Source organism: Rhizobium sp. PEPV16 (assembly GCF_008919455.1).
Classification (GTDB): Bacteria; Pseudomonadota; Alphaproteobacteria; order Rhizobiales; family Rhizobiaceae; genus Rhizobium; species Rhizobium leguminosarum_Q.
Map to the genome: position 1 here is coordinate 13,362 of NZ_VSZV01000339.1, position 19,233 is coordinate 32,594.

Sequence of the window (19,233 nt, forward strand, 5' to 3'; positions counted from 1 at the left end):
CGATCAGTCCTCGCCGTCCCAGATCAGCACCCGGATCGGCGTCGGATCGAAGCCGTTGCAGGGATTGTTGATCTGCGGGCAATTGGAGATGACGCAGAGCACGTCCATTTCCGCCACCAGTTCGACATAGTCGCCGGGCGCGGAAATGCCGTCGACGATGGTCATCTCGCCATTCGGCTTGATCGGCACGTTCATGAAGAAATTGATGTTCGGCACGATGTCGCGCTTGCTCATGCCGTGTTTGGTCACTTCGATCACGAAGTTGTCGCGGCAGGCATGCAGGTATTTGGTGCCGTGGCCAAAGCGCACCGTGTTGCTCTCGCAGGAGCAGGCGCCGGCAGATGTATCGTGCCGGCCGCAGCTGTCGGCCGTCATGACCAGCATGACGTTGCCTTCGTTCGAGATGATCTTCGTGCCGGTGCCGATATAGGCGCCACCCTGCGCCCGCATCGTATCCTGGTTGGAATAACGCTCGGCAAAGTCGTCGGCACGATAAAACAGCGTGTCGATCGCCTGCTGGCCGTAACTATCCTCGATGCGGATGGTCTGGCCCTTGCGCACGATGCCGGACCATGGCGCTTCGGCCGGGATGAAATGATCCTGCACGGCGTTTTTGAGGCTGTGCGAAGCTGAAGTATTGATGAAATCGGTCATCGTCATCCCCCTCAGGCCAACATGGCGGCGTTGTTCTCGAAGCCGCGAAGGGCTTCGGCGGTTGCCGAGTGCGAGAGGTCGTCGACTGTAGGCGCGGCTGCGCGAAAGCGCGTGACGATCACCGGTTGCGGCGCATAGACCGGGTCGGGGTCGAGCGGATGCGGGCAGTTGGAGAAGCCGACGATCATGTCCATCTCGGCGCGCAGCTCGGCATAGTCGCCGCTGTTGGAAAGCTTGCCGCGCCAGTGGAAGCCACCGTCATCGTCGACGCGGACGGGGGCGAAAAGATTGAGAATCGCAGGAATGTCGCGTCGTTCGAGACCAAGCTTGCCGGCGACGAGCACGAGATTGTCGCGGGTGTTGCGGGTCTTGACGCCAGGATATTTTGCAGCGTTCGAAGCTGCCGTCGAGCCACCCATCAGGCAGTCATGGGCGCCGGAACTATCCTCGATCAGCGAAAACATCACCCGGCCCATATCCGAGAAGATGACGCGGCCCTTGCCGAGGCCGGTTGTCCACTGCACCTTGACCGTATCGACGAGATTGAGCCGTTCACTCGTATCGCCAGAGTTCCAGGCGACGAGCGCCACGGTCGATCCGCCTTCACCCTGATCGATGCGGAGAGCCTCGCCGCGCTTCAGCGCGGTCGACCAGTACCAGCCGCCGGGAATGGTTTCCTGATGGATGATCGCAGCCGCATCGATTGCGGGGGCGGGAAGGGGGCTCGGCGCCGGCAGGGCCTTAGGGGCAAATTCCAGCCCCTTCTTCTGATGTTCCTCATAGCGCTGCCGGTTAGCGGCAATTTCTTTGGGCGAACGTCTGACATGCATCATGGTTTTTCTCCTGACGGACTGGAAGCCGGGTCGTCCCGGCGAAGGCCCAGAGAAATGACCGGGCCGTCCCGGTCGGGGCTGAAGACGGAGGGCGCGCCGGCGAGCCTCGGCGGCCAGATGGAAATGTCCTTGGTGATCGTCGCGCCGTAGCGCTCCTTTTCCTCCGGGCGGTCGCGCTTGCGCTCGAAGGCGACGACGCGCGTTGCCAGCGTGAAGGCCTCCCGCATGTCGTGCGTCACCATGACGACGGTCATCTGCGTTTCGTGCCAGAGCCGCTTCATCAATGTGTGGATTTCGGCGCGGATACCGGGATCGAGCGCGCCGAAGGGCTCGTCGAGGAGCAGCACTTTCGGTTTCATGATCAAGGCCTGCGCCAGCGCCAGGCGCTGCTGCATGCCGCCTGATAGTTGCGCCGGATATTTGCCCTCGGCGCCGGAAAGACCGACTTCGGCAATCAGCCGCCGGGCTTCGTCGATGGCGTTGCGGCGGGCGGTGCCGAAAAGTTTCGCCTTGTAGCGGGACGCCGAGAGTTCCCGCCCGAGCAGCACGTTTCCGAGGACGGTCAGATGCGGGAAGACGGAGTAGCGTTGGAAGACGACGCCGCGATCCGGCCCTGGCTCCTGCGGCAGAGCTTCGCCGTCCAGCAGGATGGTCCCGCGCGTTGGCCGCTCCTGGCCGAGCAGCATGCGCAGGAACGTCGACTTACCGCAGCCGGACGGGCCGACAAGCGCGACGAAGGCGCGCGAGGCGACGGTCAGCGATACGTCCTCGAGCACGATCTGGTCGCCATATTCCTTCCAGACCTTTTCGATCACCAACTCGCTCATGCCTGCTTCTCCAGCTCGGACCAGGGGAAGACGGCAATGCGGATGCGGTCGAGGATGTAATTCATGACCACGGCGAGCAGCGTGATCCAGACGACATAGGGAAAGATGATGTCCATCGAGAGATAACGGCGGACGAGGAAGATGCGGTAGCCGAGGCCGGAATCCGACGAGATCGCCTCGGCCGCGATCAGGAACAGCCAGGCGGGACCAAGCTGAAGCCTGAGGCAGGTGATCAGCCGCGGCAGGATCTGCGGCAACACGACGCGAAGGCCGACCTGCCAGGAGGAGCCGCCAAGAGTTTCAGCCTTGACGATCTGTTCGCGCGGCAGCTCCAGCGCTTTCAGCGCAAGGTCGCGGATCATCGTTGGCGCAACGCCGATGACGATCAGCGCGATCTTCGAGGCTTCGCCAAGCCCCATGGCGATGAAGAGGATCGGCAGCAGCGCCAATGGCGGCACCATCGAGATAACGGCGACGAAGGGCGAGAGCAGGGCTCGGAGATAAGGCAGCATGCCGATCAGCATGCCGACGACGAGCGCCGTGAGGGTCGAGATGCCGAGGCCGGCCAACAGGCGGATCAGGCTCGCGCCCGTATCGGACCAGAGCAGGTATTGACCGGTGCGCGGATCGGCGATGAAGGCCAGGCGGTCAATTGCATCGGCAAAACCGGCAAGACCGGGCAGCAGCTTGTCGTTGGCGTTTTCCGCCAGCCGTGCTGCCGAACCGAACGTGTAGGCAATGATCAGCAGCACGAAGGGCAGCAGCGTCAAGGCAAGCTGCGCGCCCCGGCTCGGCCTCGTGTTGATCCAGCGCATAGGGAAAGCTCCGCTGATGAAGGGTGGACGGTGCGGTCAATGCCGCACCGCTGCTTTGACATGGCTCAGAGCGAACCGTCGGCGGCGGCCTTCATGTAGGTCTCGGTGAAGCGCAGCTTGACGTTGCCGCTATCGCCGAGGATCTTGCCATCCGGCATTTCGATGCCGATGACGTCGGCCGATGGCGCACCATTGCCGAGCAGGCCTTTTTCGAACAGGAAGTTGCGGACGAGATCCATTGTCTTCGGCAGGTTGCTCGAGGCCGTGAAGGCAACGGCATCGGCCGGCTTGGCAAACAGCTTGGTGGCGGCAAGCTGGGATTCAAAGCCCTTGAGATCGGTGCCCGATGCCTGGCCCATCGCCTCGCGTGCAGCCTTGCCGTCGGCACTGTCGGCAGTCAGCAGTGCTGCGGTTTCATACCAGATGCCGACGAGCGCCTTGCCGAAATTCGGATTGTCCTTCAGCACGCCTGTATTGGCGACCATCAGGTCGATGATCTCGCCCGGCACCTGAGAGCTGTCGAAGACCTTCTTGGCCGTGGGATCTTCGAGGATGGTCGAGACCAGTGGGTTCCAGGTGACAACCGCGGTCACGTCAGCCGTCTTGTAGGCGGCGACCATATCGGCGTCGGAGGTGTTGACCACCTTGACGTCGCGCTCGGTCAGCTTGATGCTTTCGAGCGCCCGGGCGAGCAGATAATGCGAGACGGAAAATTCGACGAGATTGACGTTCTGTCCCTTGATGTCGGCAAGGCTCGCCTTGTCCTTGAGAATGACGGCATCATTGCCGTTCGAGAAGTCGCCGACGATGACGGCTGTGGTATCGACGCCGCCGGCAGCCGGTATCGACAGGCCGTCCATGTTGGTCAGCGTCACGGCGTCGAAGGCGCCGGCCGTATACTGGTTCATCGATTCGACATAGTCGTTGAACTGGGTGACCTCGATCTTGATGCCGTATTTGTCGGCCCATTTCTTGACGATGCCGTGATCAGCAGCATAACCCCAGGGCATCCAGCCGACATAGATCGACCAGGCGACCTTGAAGTCAGTCTTCTGTTCAGCCTTGGCGATGGAGCCGAGTCCCAGCGCCAGAGACGCCGTCAGGGCGGTCATCGATAGAATCTTCGAAAAAGTCTGCATTGAAATTCCCCTTTTGCTTTTCTTCAAAAGGGATCGGCAATGACCATCGTGCCGCCAATCCCTTGGCTTACGAGGTCTCCCGGGCTTTTGTCCCGCCGTGCACCCGGCGGGATGTCTCCCTCGCCGGTGGTAGCTCTCGGACCAGCCACGCCTTGCGACGCCGGAACCCTAGCCACCAACTCTGCAACTATCGAAGCAAAGTGTGTGCCAAATTATAAACCATTGATTTTATTTAGGGTGCGCCGACATTAAATTCCCGGCAAAAGCAATAGTGCATGCACTTGCACAGAAAATGTGCGCATTCTGCCGCCGCCTTAGGCGTTGGTTCTTTTTTGCCCAGTGAAAAAAAGCAGCACGCAGAACGCCGCGTTGCGACTCTATCTGAGCTAGTTCCGAAAGGTCCCGGAGGGGATCGTCGTCACCAGCCGGATATCGCGGCGGAAATTCGACGGCGACATGCCGGCGATGTGACGGAAGGATTTGTTGAAGGCGCTGATCGAGCCGAAGCCGCTGTCCATCGCCACCTGCAGCACGTTGGCGCCCTCGCTCATCAGCATCGCCTGGGCGCGCGACAGCCGCAGCAGCGTCACATATTTGCTGAGCGTCATGCCGGTCGATCGCTTGAACAGGTTCATCGCATATTTCGGATGCAGGTCGGCGGCGCGGGCGATATCGACCGAATCGATGTCGTGCAGGAAATTGGCGGCGATGAAATCGCACATGCGCGCGACGCTGCGCGAGGAATGCGGATACGGGTGATCGCCGTGGAGACTGATGACGGCCTGCGACGTCATCGAATAAGGTTCGAGCGCAATCCGCTCGATGCGCAGCAGCAGCTCGTCGACGGCGTGCTGGGCCTTGGCGGGATCGCCTGAGTTGGCATAGCGGAACCAGCGGGTGAAGTTTTCGTTGTCTGCAGCATCCGTTGCCGAGGTCAGCAGCGTCTCACCCTTCATCAGCCGGCTGGAAACGCTGATCGGCAGGCGCAGCCGAAAGAAATAGACGAGCGGCAGATGGGCGCCGGCATAGAGCGAATCGTCTGAGGATTCGTCCATCTGATGCGGCTGACCACCCCAGAAGAGGCACATCTCGCCGGCGTTCAGCCGGAATTCGTGATCGCTCATCCGGTAGTGCACGGTGCCGCGCATCACGTAGTTGACCTCGACCTGCGCATGCCAGTGCGGCATGGCCATAACAGGCGGATGGGCATGAAACATCTGCAGCGCTGTCGGCAAACCCTCGATGCTGCTCGCGCCGGGCTGATAGATTGCGCGTGTGCCGACCTTACTTTCCGCCAAATTCATGTTCCCTTTTTAGGAGACACCCGCTCCCTTACAGATAGTCTAACCGCGTTCGTGAAAGATCGGCAATTGAAAAGGGAGGATTTTCAATGCGCTTCAAACTTCTCGCTGCGACCGCAGCTGTCGCAGTGCTTGCTTCCGGCTCCGCATACGCGCAGTCGGCCAATCTCACCATCTGGAGCTGGAATGTCGCCGCGTCGGCATTGAAGTCCACGCTTCCAGGCTTCAACAAACAGTTTCCCGATATCAAGATCACCGTCGAGGATCTTGGCAACAGTCAGGTCTTCGATAAGACGCTGGCTGCCTGCGCCGCTGGCGGCGACGGCTTGCCTGACATCGTCACCATCGAAAACTTCGAGGCCGAGATCTTCTGGAGCCGTTTCCCGGATTGCTTCGCCAATCTGAAGGAGCTCGGTTACACGGCCGACATTCAGGCGAAATTCCCTGAATTCAAGCGCACCGAGCTTGAGGTCGGCGACGTCGCCTATGCCATGCCGTGGGATTCCGGCCCTGTCGCCGTCTTCTATCGCCGCGATTTCTACGAAAAGGCCGGCGTCGACCCGAGCACGATCAATACCTGGGACGACTTTATTGCCGCCGGCAAGAAGATTTCCGCCGCCAACCCCGGCACCGTGATGGCGCAGGCGGACTTCAATGGCGACAGCGAATGGTTTCGCATGATCGCCAATGAACAGGGCTGCGGCTATTACTCGGCCGACGGCCAGAATATCACCATCAACCAGCCGGCCTGCGTCTCCTCGCTGCAAAAGGTGAAGGAAATGAAGGATGCCGGCACGCTGACGGCGGCCAATTGGGACGAAAAGATCCAAGCCAACACTGCCGGCAAGGCCGCGAGCCAGCTGTACGGCGGTTGGTACGAGGGCACCGTCCGCTCGACCTCGCCCGATCTCAAGGGCAAGTGGGGCGTCTACAAAATGCCGAGCCTGACGGCCGATGGCCCGCATGCCGCCAATCTCGGCGGTTCGTCGCTCGCCATTTCGGCGACCTCCGCAAATAAGGAAGCGGCCTGGAAATTCGTCAACTACGCCCTCGGCACGAATGAGGGTCAGGTTACGATGCTGAAGGAATTCGGTCTGGTGCCATCGTTGCTCTCCGCCGTACAAGATCCCTTCGTCAACGAACCGCAGCCTTATTGGGGCGGTCAGAAGGTCTGGGCCGATATCCTGGCGACGCTGCCGAAGATCGTGCCGAGCCGCGGCACCGCCTTCCAGAGCGATGCCGAAGCCATCTTCAAGGCGACGCAGACGAAGTTCTTCTCCGGCGGCTATCCAGATGCGAAGGCGGCTCTCGACGATGCCGCCAACCAGATCGCTTCGGCGACCGGCCTTCCGATCGCGCAGTGAATGACGAAGCCGGGCGCTTGGCGCGCCCGGCTTCCCCCCGCCGTGCGATGCGGGCGACCATTCATTGGTTTTTGTGAGGAGGAGGCTCGATGCCGTTCAGAACCCGGAGCGCTTATGCGTTCCTCGCCCCTTATCTGTTGATCTTTGCCACCTTCTGGGTCTGGCCGATCATCAATTCGTTCCTGATTTCCTTTCAGAACACCCGCATCAACCCGTGGAAATATAGTTTCCAGGCCAATTGGGGCCGGCTCTTCTATGACCCGGCTTTTTACAACGCTCTCTACAATACGCTGATCATCCTGGTGATCCAGGTGCCTGTGATGATCGCGCTTGCGACGGTCATGGCCGTAATGCTCAATTCGCCGCTGCTGAAAGCGCGGCCGCTCTTCCGCTTCGCCTTCTTTGCGCCTGTCGTCGTCGGCGAGGTCGCCTATGCTGCCGTCTTCCGGCTGATGTTCAGCCTCGATTTCGGCATCATCAACAAGCTGATCTCGGCCGTCGGTCTCAGCCCGGTCTCCTGGTTCGACAATGCCAATGCCGCCATGGCGCTGATCATCCTCGCCGTCACATGGCGCTGGGCAGGCTACAACGCCATCATCATCCTCGCCGGTCTGCAGTCGATTCCCGACGATGTCTACGAGGCGGCGACGCTCGACCGGGTGAGCAAGGTCCAGCAGTTTTTTCACATCACCCTGCCGCTCCTGAAACCGATCATCCTCTTTTGCGTGGTGCTCTCGGTGATCGGCACCATGCAGCTCTTCACCGAGCCCTTCCTCATCACCAATCGCGGCGGTCCCGGCGGCGGCACCGAGACGCTCGGCCTGCTGCTTTATCGCCAGGGCTTTACCTCGCTGAACTTCGGCTATGCCTCGGCGATCGCCTATACGATGGCGGCCCTTGCCGTGGCGATCTCGCTTCTCAATCTCTGGGTCGGGAGGGATCCGAAATGAAATCCAAATCGCAATCGCTTCTGCTGCGCCAGATCGCGCTGCATGCCGCACTGGCGCCGCTCGCGATAATCTGGCTGTTTCCGCTCTGGATGATGTTCGTCTTCTCGACCATGCCCGACAACGGCATCTTCAGCCCTGACATCGTGCTCTGGCCATCGACCAACTTCGTCGAGAATTTCAAAAACCTGCAGGCCGATACCGATTTCATCGGGGCAATGGTGATCTCCATCGGCGTGGCGCTGATCTATACAGTGCTCTCGGTGCTGCTGACTTCGATGGCCGGCTGGGCACTGGCACGTTACCGTTTCGTCGGCCGCTCCGTCGTCATCGCCATCATCCTCGGCACGATCACGCTTCCCTTCTCCGTGGTCGTCATCCCGCAATTCATCATGGTGGCGCGCGAGTTCAAGCTGGCAAACACCTGGGTAGCTCTGATCGTGCCGCCGCTGTTCAATTCGCTCGGCGTGCTGTTCATGCGGCAATCCTTCTCGATGATGCCGGGCGAGCTCTTCGATGCGGCCCGGGTCGAGGGCGTCAAGGAATGGCAGATCTTCCTGCGCATCGCCTTGCCGCTGGCGCGCCCGACCATGGCGGCACTGGCGATCATTCTCTTCCTGCACTCGTGGAACAATTACCTCTGGCCGCTGCTGATCAATTCCAGACCGGGGATGATGACGGCGCCTGTGGCATTGGGAACGCTGATCGGCCTCACCAAGGTCTCCTGGGGCGGTATCATGGCCGGCGCGGTACTGCTGACGGCGCCGATCCTCGTCATCTTTGTGGCTCTTCAGCGCCATTTCATCGCCGGCATCGCGGCCGGCGCAATTAAATAATCGGGAGGCTGCATGGCAGAGCTTTCACTCAGCAACATCGTCAAGCGCTTCGGCGGCTTTGAGATCATCCACGGCGCCAATCTGGAGGTTAAGGACGGCGAATTCGTTGTCTTCGTCGGCCCCTCCGGCTGCGGCAAGTCCACGCTGCTCAGGATGATCGCCGGCCTCGAGGACATTACGTCAGGCGAGCTTCAGATCGGCGGCAGGGTCGTCAACGACGTCGAGCCGGCCGATCGCGGCATCGCCATGGTCTTCCAGTCCTATGCGCTCTATCCGCACTTGACCGTCGAGGAAAATTTGAGCTTCGGCCTGCGCATGAATGGCAATCCGAAGGCCGACACCGAGCGGCGCGTGCGACATGTCGCCGAGATTCTGCAGATCACCGAGTTGATGAAGCGCCGGCCGAAGCAGCTTTCCGGCGGCCAGCGCCAGCGTGTCGCGATCGGCCGCGCCATCGTTCGCGAACCACAGGTCTTCCTGTTCGACGAACCTTTGTCGAACCTCGACGCCGAACTGCGCGTGCAGATGCGCGTCGAAATATCAAGACTGCACAAGAAGCTCGGCACGACGATGATCTATGTCACCCACGACCAGACGGAAGCGATGACGCTCGCCGACAGGATCGTCGTGCTGCGCGCCGGCAATATCGAGCAGATCGGCGCGCCGCTCGACCTCTACGACGATCCCGCCAATCAGTTCGTCGCCGGCTTCGTCGGCTCGCCGAAGATGAATTTCCTGAAGGCCGTAGTGGTTGAGACGCAGCCGGGCAGGGCGGTGATCGCGCTGGAAAGTGACACCAAAACGCGCCTGACGCTGCCGGTCGCCGATCCCGTCGAAACCGGCGCAAAGGTGACGCTCGGCATCCGTCCCGAACATTTCGTCGATGCGGGCACGGGCGATGCCGACCTCACCGTCACCATCGACGTCGCCGAACACCTCGGCAACACCAGTTACATCTACGCCACCATTGGTCCCGAGCAACTGATCATCGAGCGGCCGGAATCGCGCGTCGCCGGCAATCGCGACACGCTGACAGTCGGCCTTCCCGCCAACCGCTCATTCCTTTTCGACGGCGCCGGCAAGCGGCTTCGCTGAACTAAAATCCCAGGACAGAAAGACGAAAGAGGATTTTCCATGACTTCAGATCAACCGATCCGCTGGGGCATCATCGGCCCCGGCACCATCGCCCGTACCTTTGCAGACGGCGTGGCTCATTCGCGCACGGGGAAGCTGGTGGCGATTGCCACCCGCAATCCGGCAAAGCCGGGCCTTGCCGAAGGTTTCCCCGGCGCCCGCATCGTCAACGGCTACGAGGCGCTGCTTTCCGACCCCGAGGTTGATGCCGTCTATATCTCCGTGCCCCATACCGGCCATGCGGAATGGGCGATCAAGGCGGCACGCGCCGGCAAGCACATCCTGGTAGAAAAGCCGATCGCGCTTTCGGCCTATGATGCCGAAGCGGTTTATTACGAGGCGAAAAAGGCCGGTGTCTTTGCCGGCGAGGCCTTCATGTACCGCGTGCATCCGCAGACGGAGAAGCTGGTCGAACTGGTCAAAAGCGGCGTCATCGGCACAGTTCGCATCATCCGCTCGAGCTTCGGCTTCAACATGGGCAGCTACAAGCCGGAACACCGGCTTTTCGCCAACGATACCGCCGGCGGCGGCATTCTCGATGTCGGCGGTTATCCGGTCTCGATGGCCAGACTGATATCAGGCGCCGCAGAGGGCAAGGCCTTCCTCGAACCGGAGAAGGTCTCGGGCGTCGCCCATCTCGGAGAGAGCGGCGTCGATGAATGGGCATCTGCCGTGCTCAAGTTCCCGAACGAGATCATCGCCGAAGTCTCCTGCTCGATCATGGCGCAGCAGGACAATGTGCTACGCATCATCGGCTCGGAAGGCCGGATCGAGGTCCAGGACTTCTGGTTTGCCTCCGGCCACAAGGGCGGCGTCGGCAAGATCGAGATCTTCAAGGGCGGCAGCCGAGAAACCGTCGAACTCAGGGAGGATCGCTGGCTCTATTCCTTCGAGGCGGACGCGGCGGGCGATGCCATCCGCGCCGGCAAGACCGAATTCGGCTCTCCAGGCATGAGCTGGGCAGATTCGATCGGAAACCTGCGTGTGCTCGACCAGTGGCGTGCCTCGGTCGGCCTCGAATACGGCGTGGAAAAAGCCGGCAAACGCACGACAAACATTGCCGGCGGCGCGATTGCGCGCGGCAACAGCGTTCCGCAGCGTCAAATTCCCGGCATTTCCAAGCCGGCTTCGGTCGTGACGCTCGGCTTCGAGTTCTTCCCGAACTTCGCTGCCGCCTCGCTGACGCTCGACGCCTTCTACGAAGCCGGAGGCAATGCCTTCGACACGGCCTATGTCTATGGCGGCGGCAAGACGGAGGCAATCTTCGGCGACTGGCACACGAGCCGCAAGGTACCGCGCGAGGAGATCGTGCTGATCGGCAAAGGCGCGCATTCGCCGCTCTGCTATCCCGATATGATCGCAAAGCAGCTCGACCAGTCGCTTTCCCGGCTGAAGACCGACTATGTCGACATCTATTTCATGCATCGTGACAATACCGACGTGCCGGTCGGCGAGTTCGTCGATGCCATGGATGCCGAGGTCAAGCGCGGACGCATCCGCGGCATATTCGGTGGCTCGAACTGGACGCGGGCCCGCTTCGACGAAGCGATCGCCTATGCCGAAAAGACCGGCAAGACGGCGCCGGCAGCACTTTCCAACAACTTCTCGCTTGCCGAGATGCTCGATCCGATCTGGGCCGGCTGCGTTGCCGCTTCCGATGACGACTGGAAAAAGTGGCTGAACGAGAAGCAGATCCCGAACTTTGCCTGGTCGAGCCAGGGCCGCGGCTTCTTTACCGACCGCGCCGGCCGCGACAAGCGCGATGATGAGGAGATCGTCCGGGTCTGGTATTCCGAGCGCAATTTCGGACGCCGCGACCGCGCTATCGAGCTTGCCAACAAGCTCGGCCGCAATCCGATCCACATCGCGCTCGCCTATGTGATCGCCCAGCCTTTCCCGGTCATTCCGCTGATCGGGCCGCGCACCGTCGCCGAATTGGAAGACAGCCTCTCGGCGCTCGACATCAGGCTGACGCCCGAGCAGGTGAAGTGGCTGGAAGGCTGAAGCAAGCGAGAGGGCGCGGTTTGAACCGCGCCCCTTATTTTTCTACTTGCGCGGCTCGGACGCTTTCTTCCTGGCTGCGTCGTCCATCAGCTCATACCACATGGCGTTGAGGACGGCGAAGGCGGCGGCCAGCGGCAGGCCGAGGATCCATGCAAAATACCACATCGTTTCATCTCCCTCAGAGCAATTCCAGGAAAAGTGCGAAGCGGTTTTCCGTCCGGAATTGCGTAAAAACAAAAGGTTAGAGCGGTTCTACTGAATCGCTCTAGTAGGCGTGGCTATTTTTATCGGTGACTGATTTCTCGTCGACCTTGCCCCATAGGACCTTGTAGACCCAGGCCGTGTAGGCAAAGATGATCGGCAGGAAAATGACCGTCACGACCAGCATGATGAACAGCGTCATGTGGCTGGAGGATGCATCCCAGACCGTCAGGCTCGATCGCGGATCGAGCGAAGAGGGCAGGATGAACGGGAACATCGACAGGCCGACCGTCGAGATGATGCCAAAGATCGCCACCTTGCTGAAGAGCAGCGTCATGACCTCGCGCCTTGCCCGCATGGCAATGAAGGCCAGTGCCGCGCCGACGAAGCCTAGGACGGGCGCGATGATCATCCACGAATGGGCGGCATAGTTGGTAAGCCACGCGCCTTTCTCCAACGCCACGGTTTTCAACAGCGGATTGGAGGGGCCGATCGGGCTGATATCGCTGGTGATGCGATAGCCACCGACGCCGATCCACAGGAAGAGGCCGCCGAGTGCGAAAAGCACGATGACGGCAAGGGCGGCGATGCTGCCATAGCTTCTGGCGCGGTCGGCGACCGGACCGCTCGCCTTCAGCACCAGCCAGGCCGCACCGTGCATCGTCAGCATGGCGACCGAGAGCAGGCCGCACAGCAGCGCATAGGGGTTGAGCAGGGCGAAGAACGAACCTTCGTAGAAGATCCGCATATCGTCGGCGAAGCGGAAGGGCACGCCCTGCAGCACATTGCCGACGGCAACGCCGAAGATCAGCGACGGCACGAAGCCGCCGATGAAGAGCGCCCAGTCCCAGCCGTTGCGCCAATTGGCGCTTTCCCGCTTCGACCGGTATTTAAAACCGACCGGGCGCAGGATGAGCGCGAAGAGGATCGCGAACATCGCCAGATAGAAGCCCGAGAAGGAGACCGCGTAAAGCGGTGGCCAGGCGGCAAAGATGGCGCCGCCGCCGAGGATCAGCCAGACCTGATTGCCCTCCCAGGTGGCGCCGACGGTGTTGATCGCCACGCGCCGTTCCGTATCGGTCCGGGCGACGAAAGGCAGAAGCGTGCCGACGCCGAGATCGAAGCCGCCCGTCGTCGCAAAGGCGATCAGCAGGACGCCGAGCAGTAACCACCAGATGAGACGCAGGGTTTCATAGTCGATGAGTTGGTGAAGGATCATGGCAGTCACTCCGCGGCCGGGACGAGGGTTTCGGAAATCAGAACCGCTTCCGGCTCGTCGTCCGGCTCCGGTCCTTGCTTGATAGCCTTGATCATCAGGCCCATCTCGATGACGATCAGCGTCGTGTAGAGTGCCGCAAAACCGATGATGGTCAGAAGCACGGTGCCGGCGCCGAGGCTGGAGACGGCGGCGGCCGTCGGCAACACGCCTTCGATCACCCAGGGCTGGCGGCCGAACTCGGCGACGATCCAGCCGAATTCGATCGCGACCCAGGGCAGCGGAATGGCAAACACCGCGACCTTCAGAAGCAGAGGATACTTGTCGAGATGGCGCCGCGCCGACAGCCAGAAGAAGGTCGCCGTCAGCAGGATGAAGAAGATGCCGAGACCAACCATGATGCGGAAGGACCAGAAGAGGGTCGGCACGTGCGGGATCGTGTCGCGCGCGGCCTGGACGATCTGCTCCTCGGTCGCCTGGCGCGGATCGTCGACATAGCGCTTCAGCAGAAGGGCGTAACCGAGATCATGGCCGAGATCCTCGAAGGAGGTGCGTACTTCCTGTGCAACCTGGTCCTGGGCCGGCGCGGCACGGATCTTCATCAGCGCGTCATAGGCCTTGATGCCGTCGCGGATCCGGATTTCGGCCTGCTGTTCGAGCTTGTCGATACCGGGGATTTCGGTCGTCAGCGACCGCGTGCCGATCAGGCCCATGACCCAGGGAATGTGCACGGCAAAATGCGTTTCGCGCGCCTCCTGGTCGGGGAAGCCGAAGGCGGTGAAGGCCGCCGGCGCCGGTTCCGTCTTCCACATGCCCTCGATCGCGGCGAGCTTCATCTTCTGGTTCTCGGTGGCGAGATAACCGCTCTCATCGCCAAGGACAACGACCGAAAGCGCCGAAGCGAGGCCGAAGGAGGCGGCAACCGTCATCGAGCGCTTGGCAAGCTCGATATGCCGGCCTTTGATTATATACCAGGCCGAGACGCCGAGCACGAAGATCGAGGCGCAGACGTAACCTGCCGATACCGTATGGACGAATTTCGCCTGAGCCACCGGGTTGAAGACCACATCGAAGAAGCTTGTGATCTCCATGCGCATCGTCTGCGGATTGAGCGCCGATCCCACGGGGTTCTGCATCCAGCCATTGGCGATCAGGATCCAGAGTGCCGAAAAGTTCGATCCCAGCGCCACCGCCCAGGTGGCGACCAGATGCCCGACCTTCGACAGCTTGTCCCAGCCGAAGAAAAACAGGCCGACGAAGGTCGCCTCGAGGAAGAAGGCCATCAGGCCTTCGATCGCCAGCGGCGCACCGAAGATGTCGCCGACATAATAGCTGTAATAGCTCCAGTTCATGCCGAACTGGAATTCCATGACGATGCCGGTGGCGACGCCGAGCACGAAATTGATGCCGAACAGCGTACCCCAGAATTTGGTCATCTGCCGCCAGATCTGGCGACCGGTCATGACATAGACGGTTTCCATGATCGCCAGCAGCACGGACAGGCCGAGCGTCAGAGGCACGAACAGAAAGTGGTAAAGCGCCGTCAGCGCGAACTGGAAGCGCGATAACGCGACGATATCTAGTTCCATTGTTTTTCTCCCACGGTCCCACGGGGTACAGGGCGTTCCTCAGCGCCGACCGGCGCGTGAGGGCATGCAGTTCGCTCAGTCCGGCCGAAGCCGGTCGAGCGCCTTTTCGAACGCCGCCTCTCCGCGGCGCGAAATTTCTGTGATGCGGCCGCCTTCGATGACGGCGATGCGGTCTGCGATCGCCGCCTCGCGGCGGATATGCGTGGCGATCACCAGCGAATGGCCTGCCGCCATTGCCGACAGCCGGCAGAGCACGTCGCGGGCGGTGATGCCGTCAAGGCCCTCGGTCGGCTCATCGAGCAGCCAGAGCGGCGTGTCGCGCAGGAAGAGCCGGGCCAGTGCCAGCCGGCGCGATTGGCCGCCCGAAAGGCCGAGCCCGCCTTCGCCGAGCCGCGTATCGATCCCCCGCGGCATGGCCTCGACATCGGCAAGCAGGCCGGCAGCAGCGAGCGCCTCGCGAAGATGGGCCTCGCTCGCATCCGGGTTTGCAAGACAGAGGTTGCCGCGCAGGCTGTCTTGGAAGAGTTCCGTCCGTTGCGTCAGCAGGGTTCCCCTTGCCGCGGCAACGCTTCCCGCCCGCGCCGGCAATTCGCCGGAAAGCAGGGCGAGCAGGCTGGATTTGCCGGCGCCGCTGCAGCCGATGACGGCCAGACATTCGCCTTGCGCAAGTGCAAGCTCGATGTCCTGGAGCGCCGGCACGGCGGAATTTTCATGAAAGGCGGAAACCTTCGCTACCGAGAAAGCACATCCCGGCAGCGCCGCCGCTAGGGGTTCTTGTGCTGCGACTGCGGCAAGCCGCGGCACGATGCGCCGTGCCGCAAGCAGCGTCCTGCCGAGTTCCAGGGCGCCACGGCGCAGCGCTGCGAAGGGTTCGACTGCCGCAAAGGCGACGAGCAGGCCGAGCGCGGCGACAGGGGCGGTGATCGCCTTCGTTTCCGCAAGTGCTGCGACGGCGAGCAGCGAAGCCGTCAGCAGCAAGGTCGAGACAAGGCCGAAGCCGAATGTCAGGCCGGTTTCGACGCGGTTCAACCGATCGTCGGCGCGGGCGGCGTAATGGTCTGCCGCGGCAATCGTCTCTCGCTGCGCGGCAAGCCGACCGGCCATCAGCAGATCGGTCTGGCCGGCAACGAGATCAATCGTTCGCGACCGCAGCGCCTCGATGCCATGGGCGCGTCTGCGGGCATGTTTGTGCGCCGCTCGCCCGGCGATGACAGGCAGGCCGAGGCCGGCACCGGCGAGAAAAAGGCCGAAACACAGGCCGAACAGGGGATGCATCAGCCCCAGCACGAGGCTTGCCGCCAGTGCTGCACCGATCGCGACAGCAGCCGGCACGAGGATGCGCAGATAGAGGGAATCGAGCGCATCGATATCGGCCGTCAGCCGGAAAAGCAGCCGTGCGGGACGATGCAACAGGGTGCGAGCCGCACCCGGTTCGGCAAAGCCGCGAAATAGCTTTTCGCGCAGCGCGGCGAGCACGCCGAGCGTTGCGTCATGGGTCGCAAGCCTTTCGCCGTAGCGCGCGGCCGTACGGACGATGGCGAGCAGGCGGATGCCGGCTGACGGCGCAAAGACGTCGAAGGTGAGGGCGGCAGCAGCCGAAAGGCCGGCGAGCGAGGCGGCGGTGATGAACCAGCCGGACAGGCCGAGCAGGGCGATGCCGGCGGTCACCGTCGCCGCCGAAAGTACTGCGCCGAGCAGCAGCGCACGCCGGCGCTCGGCAAGGAACAGACACAGGATCGGCTTGAGGTCAGCTGCAAATCCGCTCATTCGGCGGCCTCCCTGATAACGATGTCGGCATCGACGCGAATGGTGCGATGCATGCGGGCGGCAAGCAGCGGATCGTGGGTCGCAACAATAAGGGTGCGGCCCCTGGCGAGCGAAAGCAGACTCTCGGTCACCTCGGCGGCGGTGGCGGCGTCGAGATGTGCGGTCGGCTCGTCGGCCAGGATGATCCGGAGATGCGGATTGCAGGCCGCCCGCGCGATCGCCAGCCGCAGCGCCTCGCCGCCGGAAAGCCCGATCCCGCCTTCGCCGAGCGGCCGGTTGCCATAGGCGGCGGCGACTTTTCCGAGCCTGGCGGCATCGAGCGCATCCGTCACGTCGCCGCGCGCGATACCGGGCCTGCCGAGCGCGATATTGCCGGCGATGGTCCCAGCAAAAATATGCGGTCTCTGGCCGATCCATGCCATGCTGGCGCGCAAGGCGTGGGCGCTGTCATCCACAAGTTCGATGCCGCCGATGACGATGCGGCCACCGGTGCAGGGCGCCAGCCCTGAAATCAGCGAAAGAAGCGTCGACTTGCCGGAGCCGCTGGCGCCGAGAAGCGCCAGATGTTCACCGGCCGCGATATCGAGGTTGAAACCGTCGAGGATCAACGGTTCGTCGGCGTCGTAGCGGAAATCGACATTCTCAAGACGAATGGCCGGCGCCTCGGCGACGGCAGATGCCGCTGGCGCGACGTCGGCTGCTCCTCGGATGGACAGGCCGCCGGCAGCGAGGGTGTCCAGGGCCTTCAGCGCCGCTTCGCCGGCCGCCCGATCATGCCAGACGGCCGAGAGTTCGCGCAGCGGTTCGAAGAAGGCCGGTGCAAGCAGCAGGATGAACAATCCCTCGGTCAGGTCGAGCCTGCCTACCCAAGTGCCGAAGCGGATCTCGCCGAGCAGGCTGAAGCCGACATAGACGGCAATCATCGCCACGCCGAGTGCGGCGAAAAGCTCGAGCACCGCCGAGGACAAAAAGGCGATCTTCAGCACCGCCATGGTGCGCGCACGCAGCGACTCCGCCTCCGACCGCAGGCGGAGTGCCGTTGCATCGACTGCGTCGAGCGCGCGGATGGTCGCCAGTCCGCGCAGGCGATCGAGCAGGAATCCGTTGAGGCCGCCGGTCGCGACGAGTTGCCTTTCGCTGGCCGCCTGGGCGCGCCAGCCGATCAACGCCATGAAGATCGGGATCAGCGGCGCGGCGAACAGCAGAACCAGCGCGGCGATCCAGGAGACCGGAAGGATGAAGGCAAGGATGACGAGTGGCACGAGACTCGCCTTCATGCGTGCCGGCTGGAAACGGGCGAGATAAGGCACGATCAGTTCGGCCTGTTCGCCAATGACACTTGCGGCTTTGCCGGAGGCAGGCCGGCCACGATCGACCGGCGACGACATGGAAAGTGCCGCGGCGGCGATCTGCCGCCTGCGGCTGAGTTCGGCGCGGGCGGCTTGAAAAGCCAGGCGGCCGCCGGCCGCGTCGAGACAGCTTCTTGCAAATCCGAGGGCGAGGATGCCGAGGGCTGGCCAGACAACGTCATGCAATCCGCCGCTGTCCGCGATGCGGCCGACGGAGACAGCCAGCAATGCCGCCTGCGGGATCCAGATGGCGGCGGCCAGCGCCTGCAGCATTGCCGCTCTGCGCAGCCCGCCTTTGACATCATCGGGGCCGGTGACAGGCGAGACTGTATCACCGTCCGGCACCGGCTCGGCGCCCCGTCCGTCCTTCGCGTCGAAGAAAGCAGTGCCCATGGCGCTAACTCTTGTTCGCAGGATTTGGCCGGCGGCTGCGGCCGAGCGAAACGACCCGGTCCTTGGCCTCCAGAAGCTTGGTCACTTTCGCGCCAAGCGAGAGTAGCGTTGCGAGCCTTTCTGTTTCAAGTTGTTTTACGTCTTCATACCAATGCGTCAGTTGCTCGATCAGCGTGTGCATCTCGCTCATACGCTGCTGCGCGTGGCGCTCGGCGTCGCTGGCTGGCCGCTGCATCAGGATTTCGCGCAAAACCGACAGCGTCGGATCGACTTCGCGCTTCTTTCGCTCCTCGGCAAGCGTCCTCAATATGTGCCAGACATCATCAGGCGTGGTGAAGAAATCGCGGCGGTCGTCCGGCTTGTGTTTCAGGATGACAAGGTTCCAGGCCTGCAATTCGCGCAGGCTCATCGACACATTGGAGCGCGAGATGCCGAGCGACTCGGCGATCTCCTCGGCGCAGACCGGCGCGGGCGAGACGAAGAGCAGGGCATAGATCTGGCCAACCGTGCGGTTGATCCCCCAGCGCGACCCCATTTCGCCGAAGTGGAGGACGAAGGACTGGACGAGAGGCGGAAGGTTCATGGTCGTTTCCGTTGCGTCTGTGATTTCAGAAATTTCTGAAATCACTATACTGACTTTCGCGTCTCGCCAGCAATCGGCAAGGCAGCCCTGCGTCAATTTGGATGTCCGTTCGTTGATCGTTGGCTAGATATAGCCGGGTGCGACGTCGCTGGATTTGACCTGGGTCAAGTCCACAGCACTTTACCGCAATGACGCAGAAACGCCCGGCTATGCGTTACGCATGCCGGGCGTTCTGTCGGATTGAGATGTTAGGGCCTGCAATCGCTGCCGCCCAGGTTTCA

17 protein-coding genes and 1 riboswitch are annotated in these 19,233 nt (G+C 62.2%); of the genes, 5 read left to right on the forward strand and 12 right to left on the reverse strand.

Annotated elements, in window-relative coordinates:
* Window positions 1-3 precede the first annotated feature (3 nt).
* The 6 genes from FY112_RS25660 to FY112_RS25685 form a co-directional block, all read right to left on the reverse strand.
* Complete coding sequence (locus FY112_RS25660) at window positions 4-654, reverse strand: urea amidolyase associated protein UAAP2 (RefSeq protein WP_151519570.1); 651 nt, start codon at window positions 652-654, stop codon at window positions 4-6.
* An 11-nt stretch (window positions 655-665) separates the two neighbouring features.
* Window positions 666-1,487 (reverse strand): urea amidolyase associated protein UAAP1, encoded by an 822-nt coding sequence (locus FY112_RS25665; RefSeq protein WP_151519571.1) that lies wholly within the window; start codon window positions 1,485-1,487, stop codon window positions 666-668.
* On the reverse strand, window positions 1,484-2,314 hold the full coding sequence (locus FY112_RS25670) for an ABC transporter ATP-binding protein (RefSeq protein WP_131643592.1): 831 nt from the start codon (window positions 2,312-2,314) through the stop codon (window positions 1,484-1,486). Before FY112_RS25670 ends, FY112_RS25665 begins: the two co-directional genes overlap by 4 nt.
* Window positions 2,311-3,129, reverse strand: coding sequence for an ABC transporter permease subunit (locus FY112_RS25675; RefSeq protein ID WP_094088955.1), 819 nt, complete (start codon window positions 3,127-3,129; stop codon window positions 2,311-2,313). Before FY112_RS25675 ends, FY112_RS25670 begins: the two co-directional genes overlap by 4 nt.
* Before the next feature lie 65 nt (window positions 3,130-3,194).
* On the reverse strand, window positions 3,195-4,268 hold the full coding sequence (locus FY112_RS25680) for a putative urea ABC transporter substrate-binding protein (protein ID WP_151519572.1): 1,074 nt from the start codon (window positions 4,266-4,268) through the stop codon (window positions 3,195-3,197).
* Window positions 4,269-4,342: 74 nt separating this feature from the next.
* A riboswitch (guanidine-I (ykkC/yxkD leader) is annotated at window positions 4,343-4,451 on the reverse strand.
* A gap of 203 nt (window positions 4,452-4,654) precedes the next feature.
* On the reverse strand, window positions 4,655-5,572 hold the full coding sequence (locus FY112_RS25685; protein ID WP_151519573.1) for a helix-turn-helix domain-containing protein: 918 nt from the start codon (window positions 5,570-5,572) through the stop codon (window positions 4,655-4,657).
* 86 nt (window positions 5,573-5,658) lie between these two features.
* Here FY112_RS25685 and FY112_RS25690 point away from each other — a divergent pair, with 86 nt between their 5' ends.
* From FY112_RS25690 to FY112_RS25710, 5 genes are all read left to right on the forward strand, one after another.
* Window positions 5,659-6,933: an extracellular solute-binding protein gene (locus tag FY112_RS25690; RefSeq protein ID WP_003549193.1), complete on the forward strand. Its 1,275-nt coding sequence runs from the start codon at window positions 5,659-5,661 to the stop codon at window positions 6,931-6,933.
* Between the two features lie 89 nt (window positions 6,934-7,022).
* Window positions 7,023-7,883 (forward strand): sugar ABC transporter permease, encoded by an 861-nt coding sequence (locus tag FY112_RS25695; protein ID WP_020047639.1) that lies wholly within the window; start codon window positions 7,023-7,025, stop codon window positions 7,881-7,883.
* Window positions 7,880-8,716, forward strand: coding sequence for a carbohydrate ABC transporter permease (locus FY112_RS25700; RefSeq protein WP_003549196.1), 837 nt, complete (start codon window positions 7,880-7,882; stop codon window positions 8,714-8,716). Before FY112_RS25695 ends, FY112_RS25700 begins: the two co-directional genes overlap by 4 nt.
* A gap of 12 nt (window positions 8,717-8,728) precedes the next feature.
* A complete protein-coding gene (gene ugpC, locus FY112_RS25705; protein WP_151519574.1) occupies window positions 8,729-9,811 on the forward strand; it encodes a sn-glycerol-3-phosphate ABC transporter ATP-binding protein UgpC in 1,083 nt (360 codons plus the stop codon).
* A gap of 39 nt (window positions 9,812-9,850) precedes the next feature.
* A complete protein-coding gene (locus FY112_RS25710) occupies window positions 9,851-11,854 on the forward strand; it encodes an aldo/keto reductase (protein WP_151519575.1) in 2,004 nt (667 codons plus the stop codon).
* A gap of 42 nt (window positions 11,855-11,896) precedes the next feature.
* On the opposite strand, the gene cydX is transcribed toward FY112_RS25710, so the two are convergent.
* The 6 genes from cydX to FY112_RS25740 form a co-directional block, all read right to left on the reverse strand.
* On the reverse strand, window positions 11,897-12,019 hold the full coding sequence (cydX, locus tag FY112_RS25715) for a cytochrome bd-I oxidase subunit CydX (RefSeq protein WP_017957645.1): 123 nt from the start codon (window positions 12,017-12,019) through the stop codon (window positions 11,897-11,899).
* Between the two features lie 100 nt (window positions 12,020-12,119).
* Window positions 12,120-13,274 (reverse strand): cytochrome d ubiquinol oxidase subunit II, encoded by a 1,155-nt coding sequence (cydB, locus tag FY112_RS25720; protein WP_151519576.1) that lies wholly within the window; start codon window positions 13,272-13,274, stop codon window positions 12,120-12,122.
* 5 nt (window positions 13,275-13,279) lie between these two features.
* On the reverse strand, window positions 13,280-14,860 hold the full coding sequence (locus FY112_RS25725; protein ID WP_151519577.1) for a cytochrome ubiquinol oxidase subunit I: 1,581 nt from the start codon (window positions 14,858-14,860) through the stop codon (window positions 13,280-13,282).
* A 75-nt stretch (window positions 14,861-14,935) separates the two neighbouring features.
* Entirely contained in the window at window positions 14,936-16,627 is a 1,692-nt protein-coding gene (locus FY112_RS25730) for an ATP-binding cassette domain-containing protein (protein WP_151519578.1), read from the reverse strand.
* Window positions 16,624-18,369 carry a thiol reductant ABC exporter subunit CydD gene (gene cydD, locus FY112_RS25735; RefSeq protein WP_151519579.1) on the reverse strand — a complete coding sequence of 582 codons (1,746 nt, stop codon included), beginning with the start codon at window positions 18,367-18,369 and terminating at the stop codon, window positions 16,624-16,626. The genes FY112_RS25730 and cydD overlap by 4 nt, the downstream gene beginning before the upstream one ends.
* Window positions 18,370-18,373: 4 nt before the next feature.
* Complete coding sequence (locus FY112_RS25740) at window positions 18,374-18,952, reverse strand: GbsR/MarR family transcriptional regulator (protein ID WP_024320112.1); 579 nt, start codon at window positions 18,950-18,952, stop codon at window positions 18,374-18,376.
* Window positions 18,953-19,233: the final 281 nt, after the last annotated feature.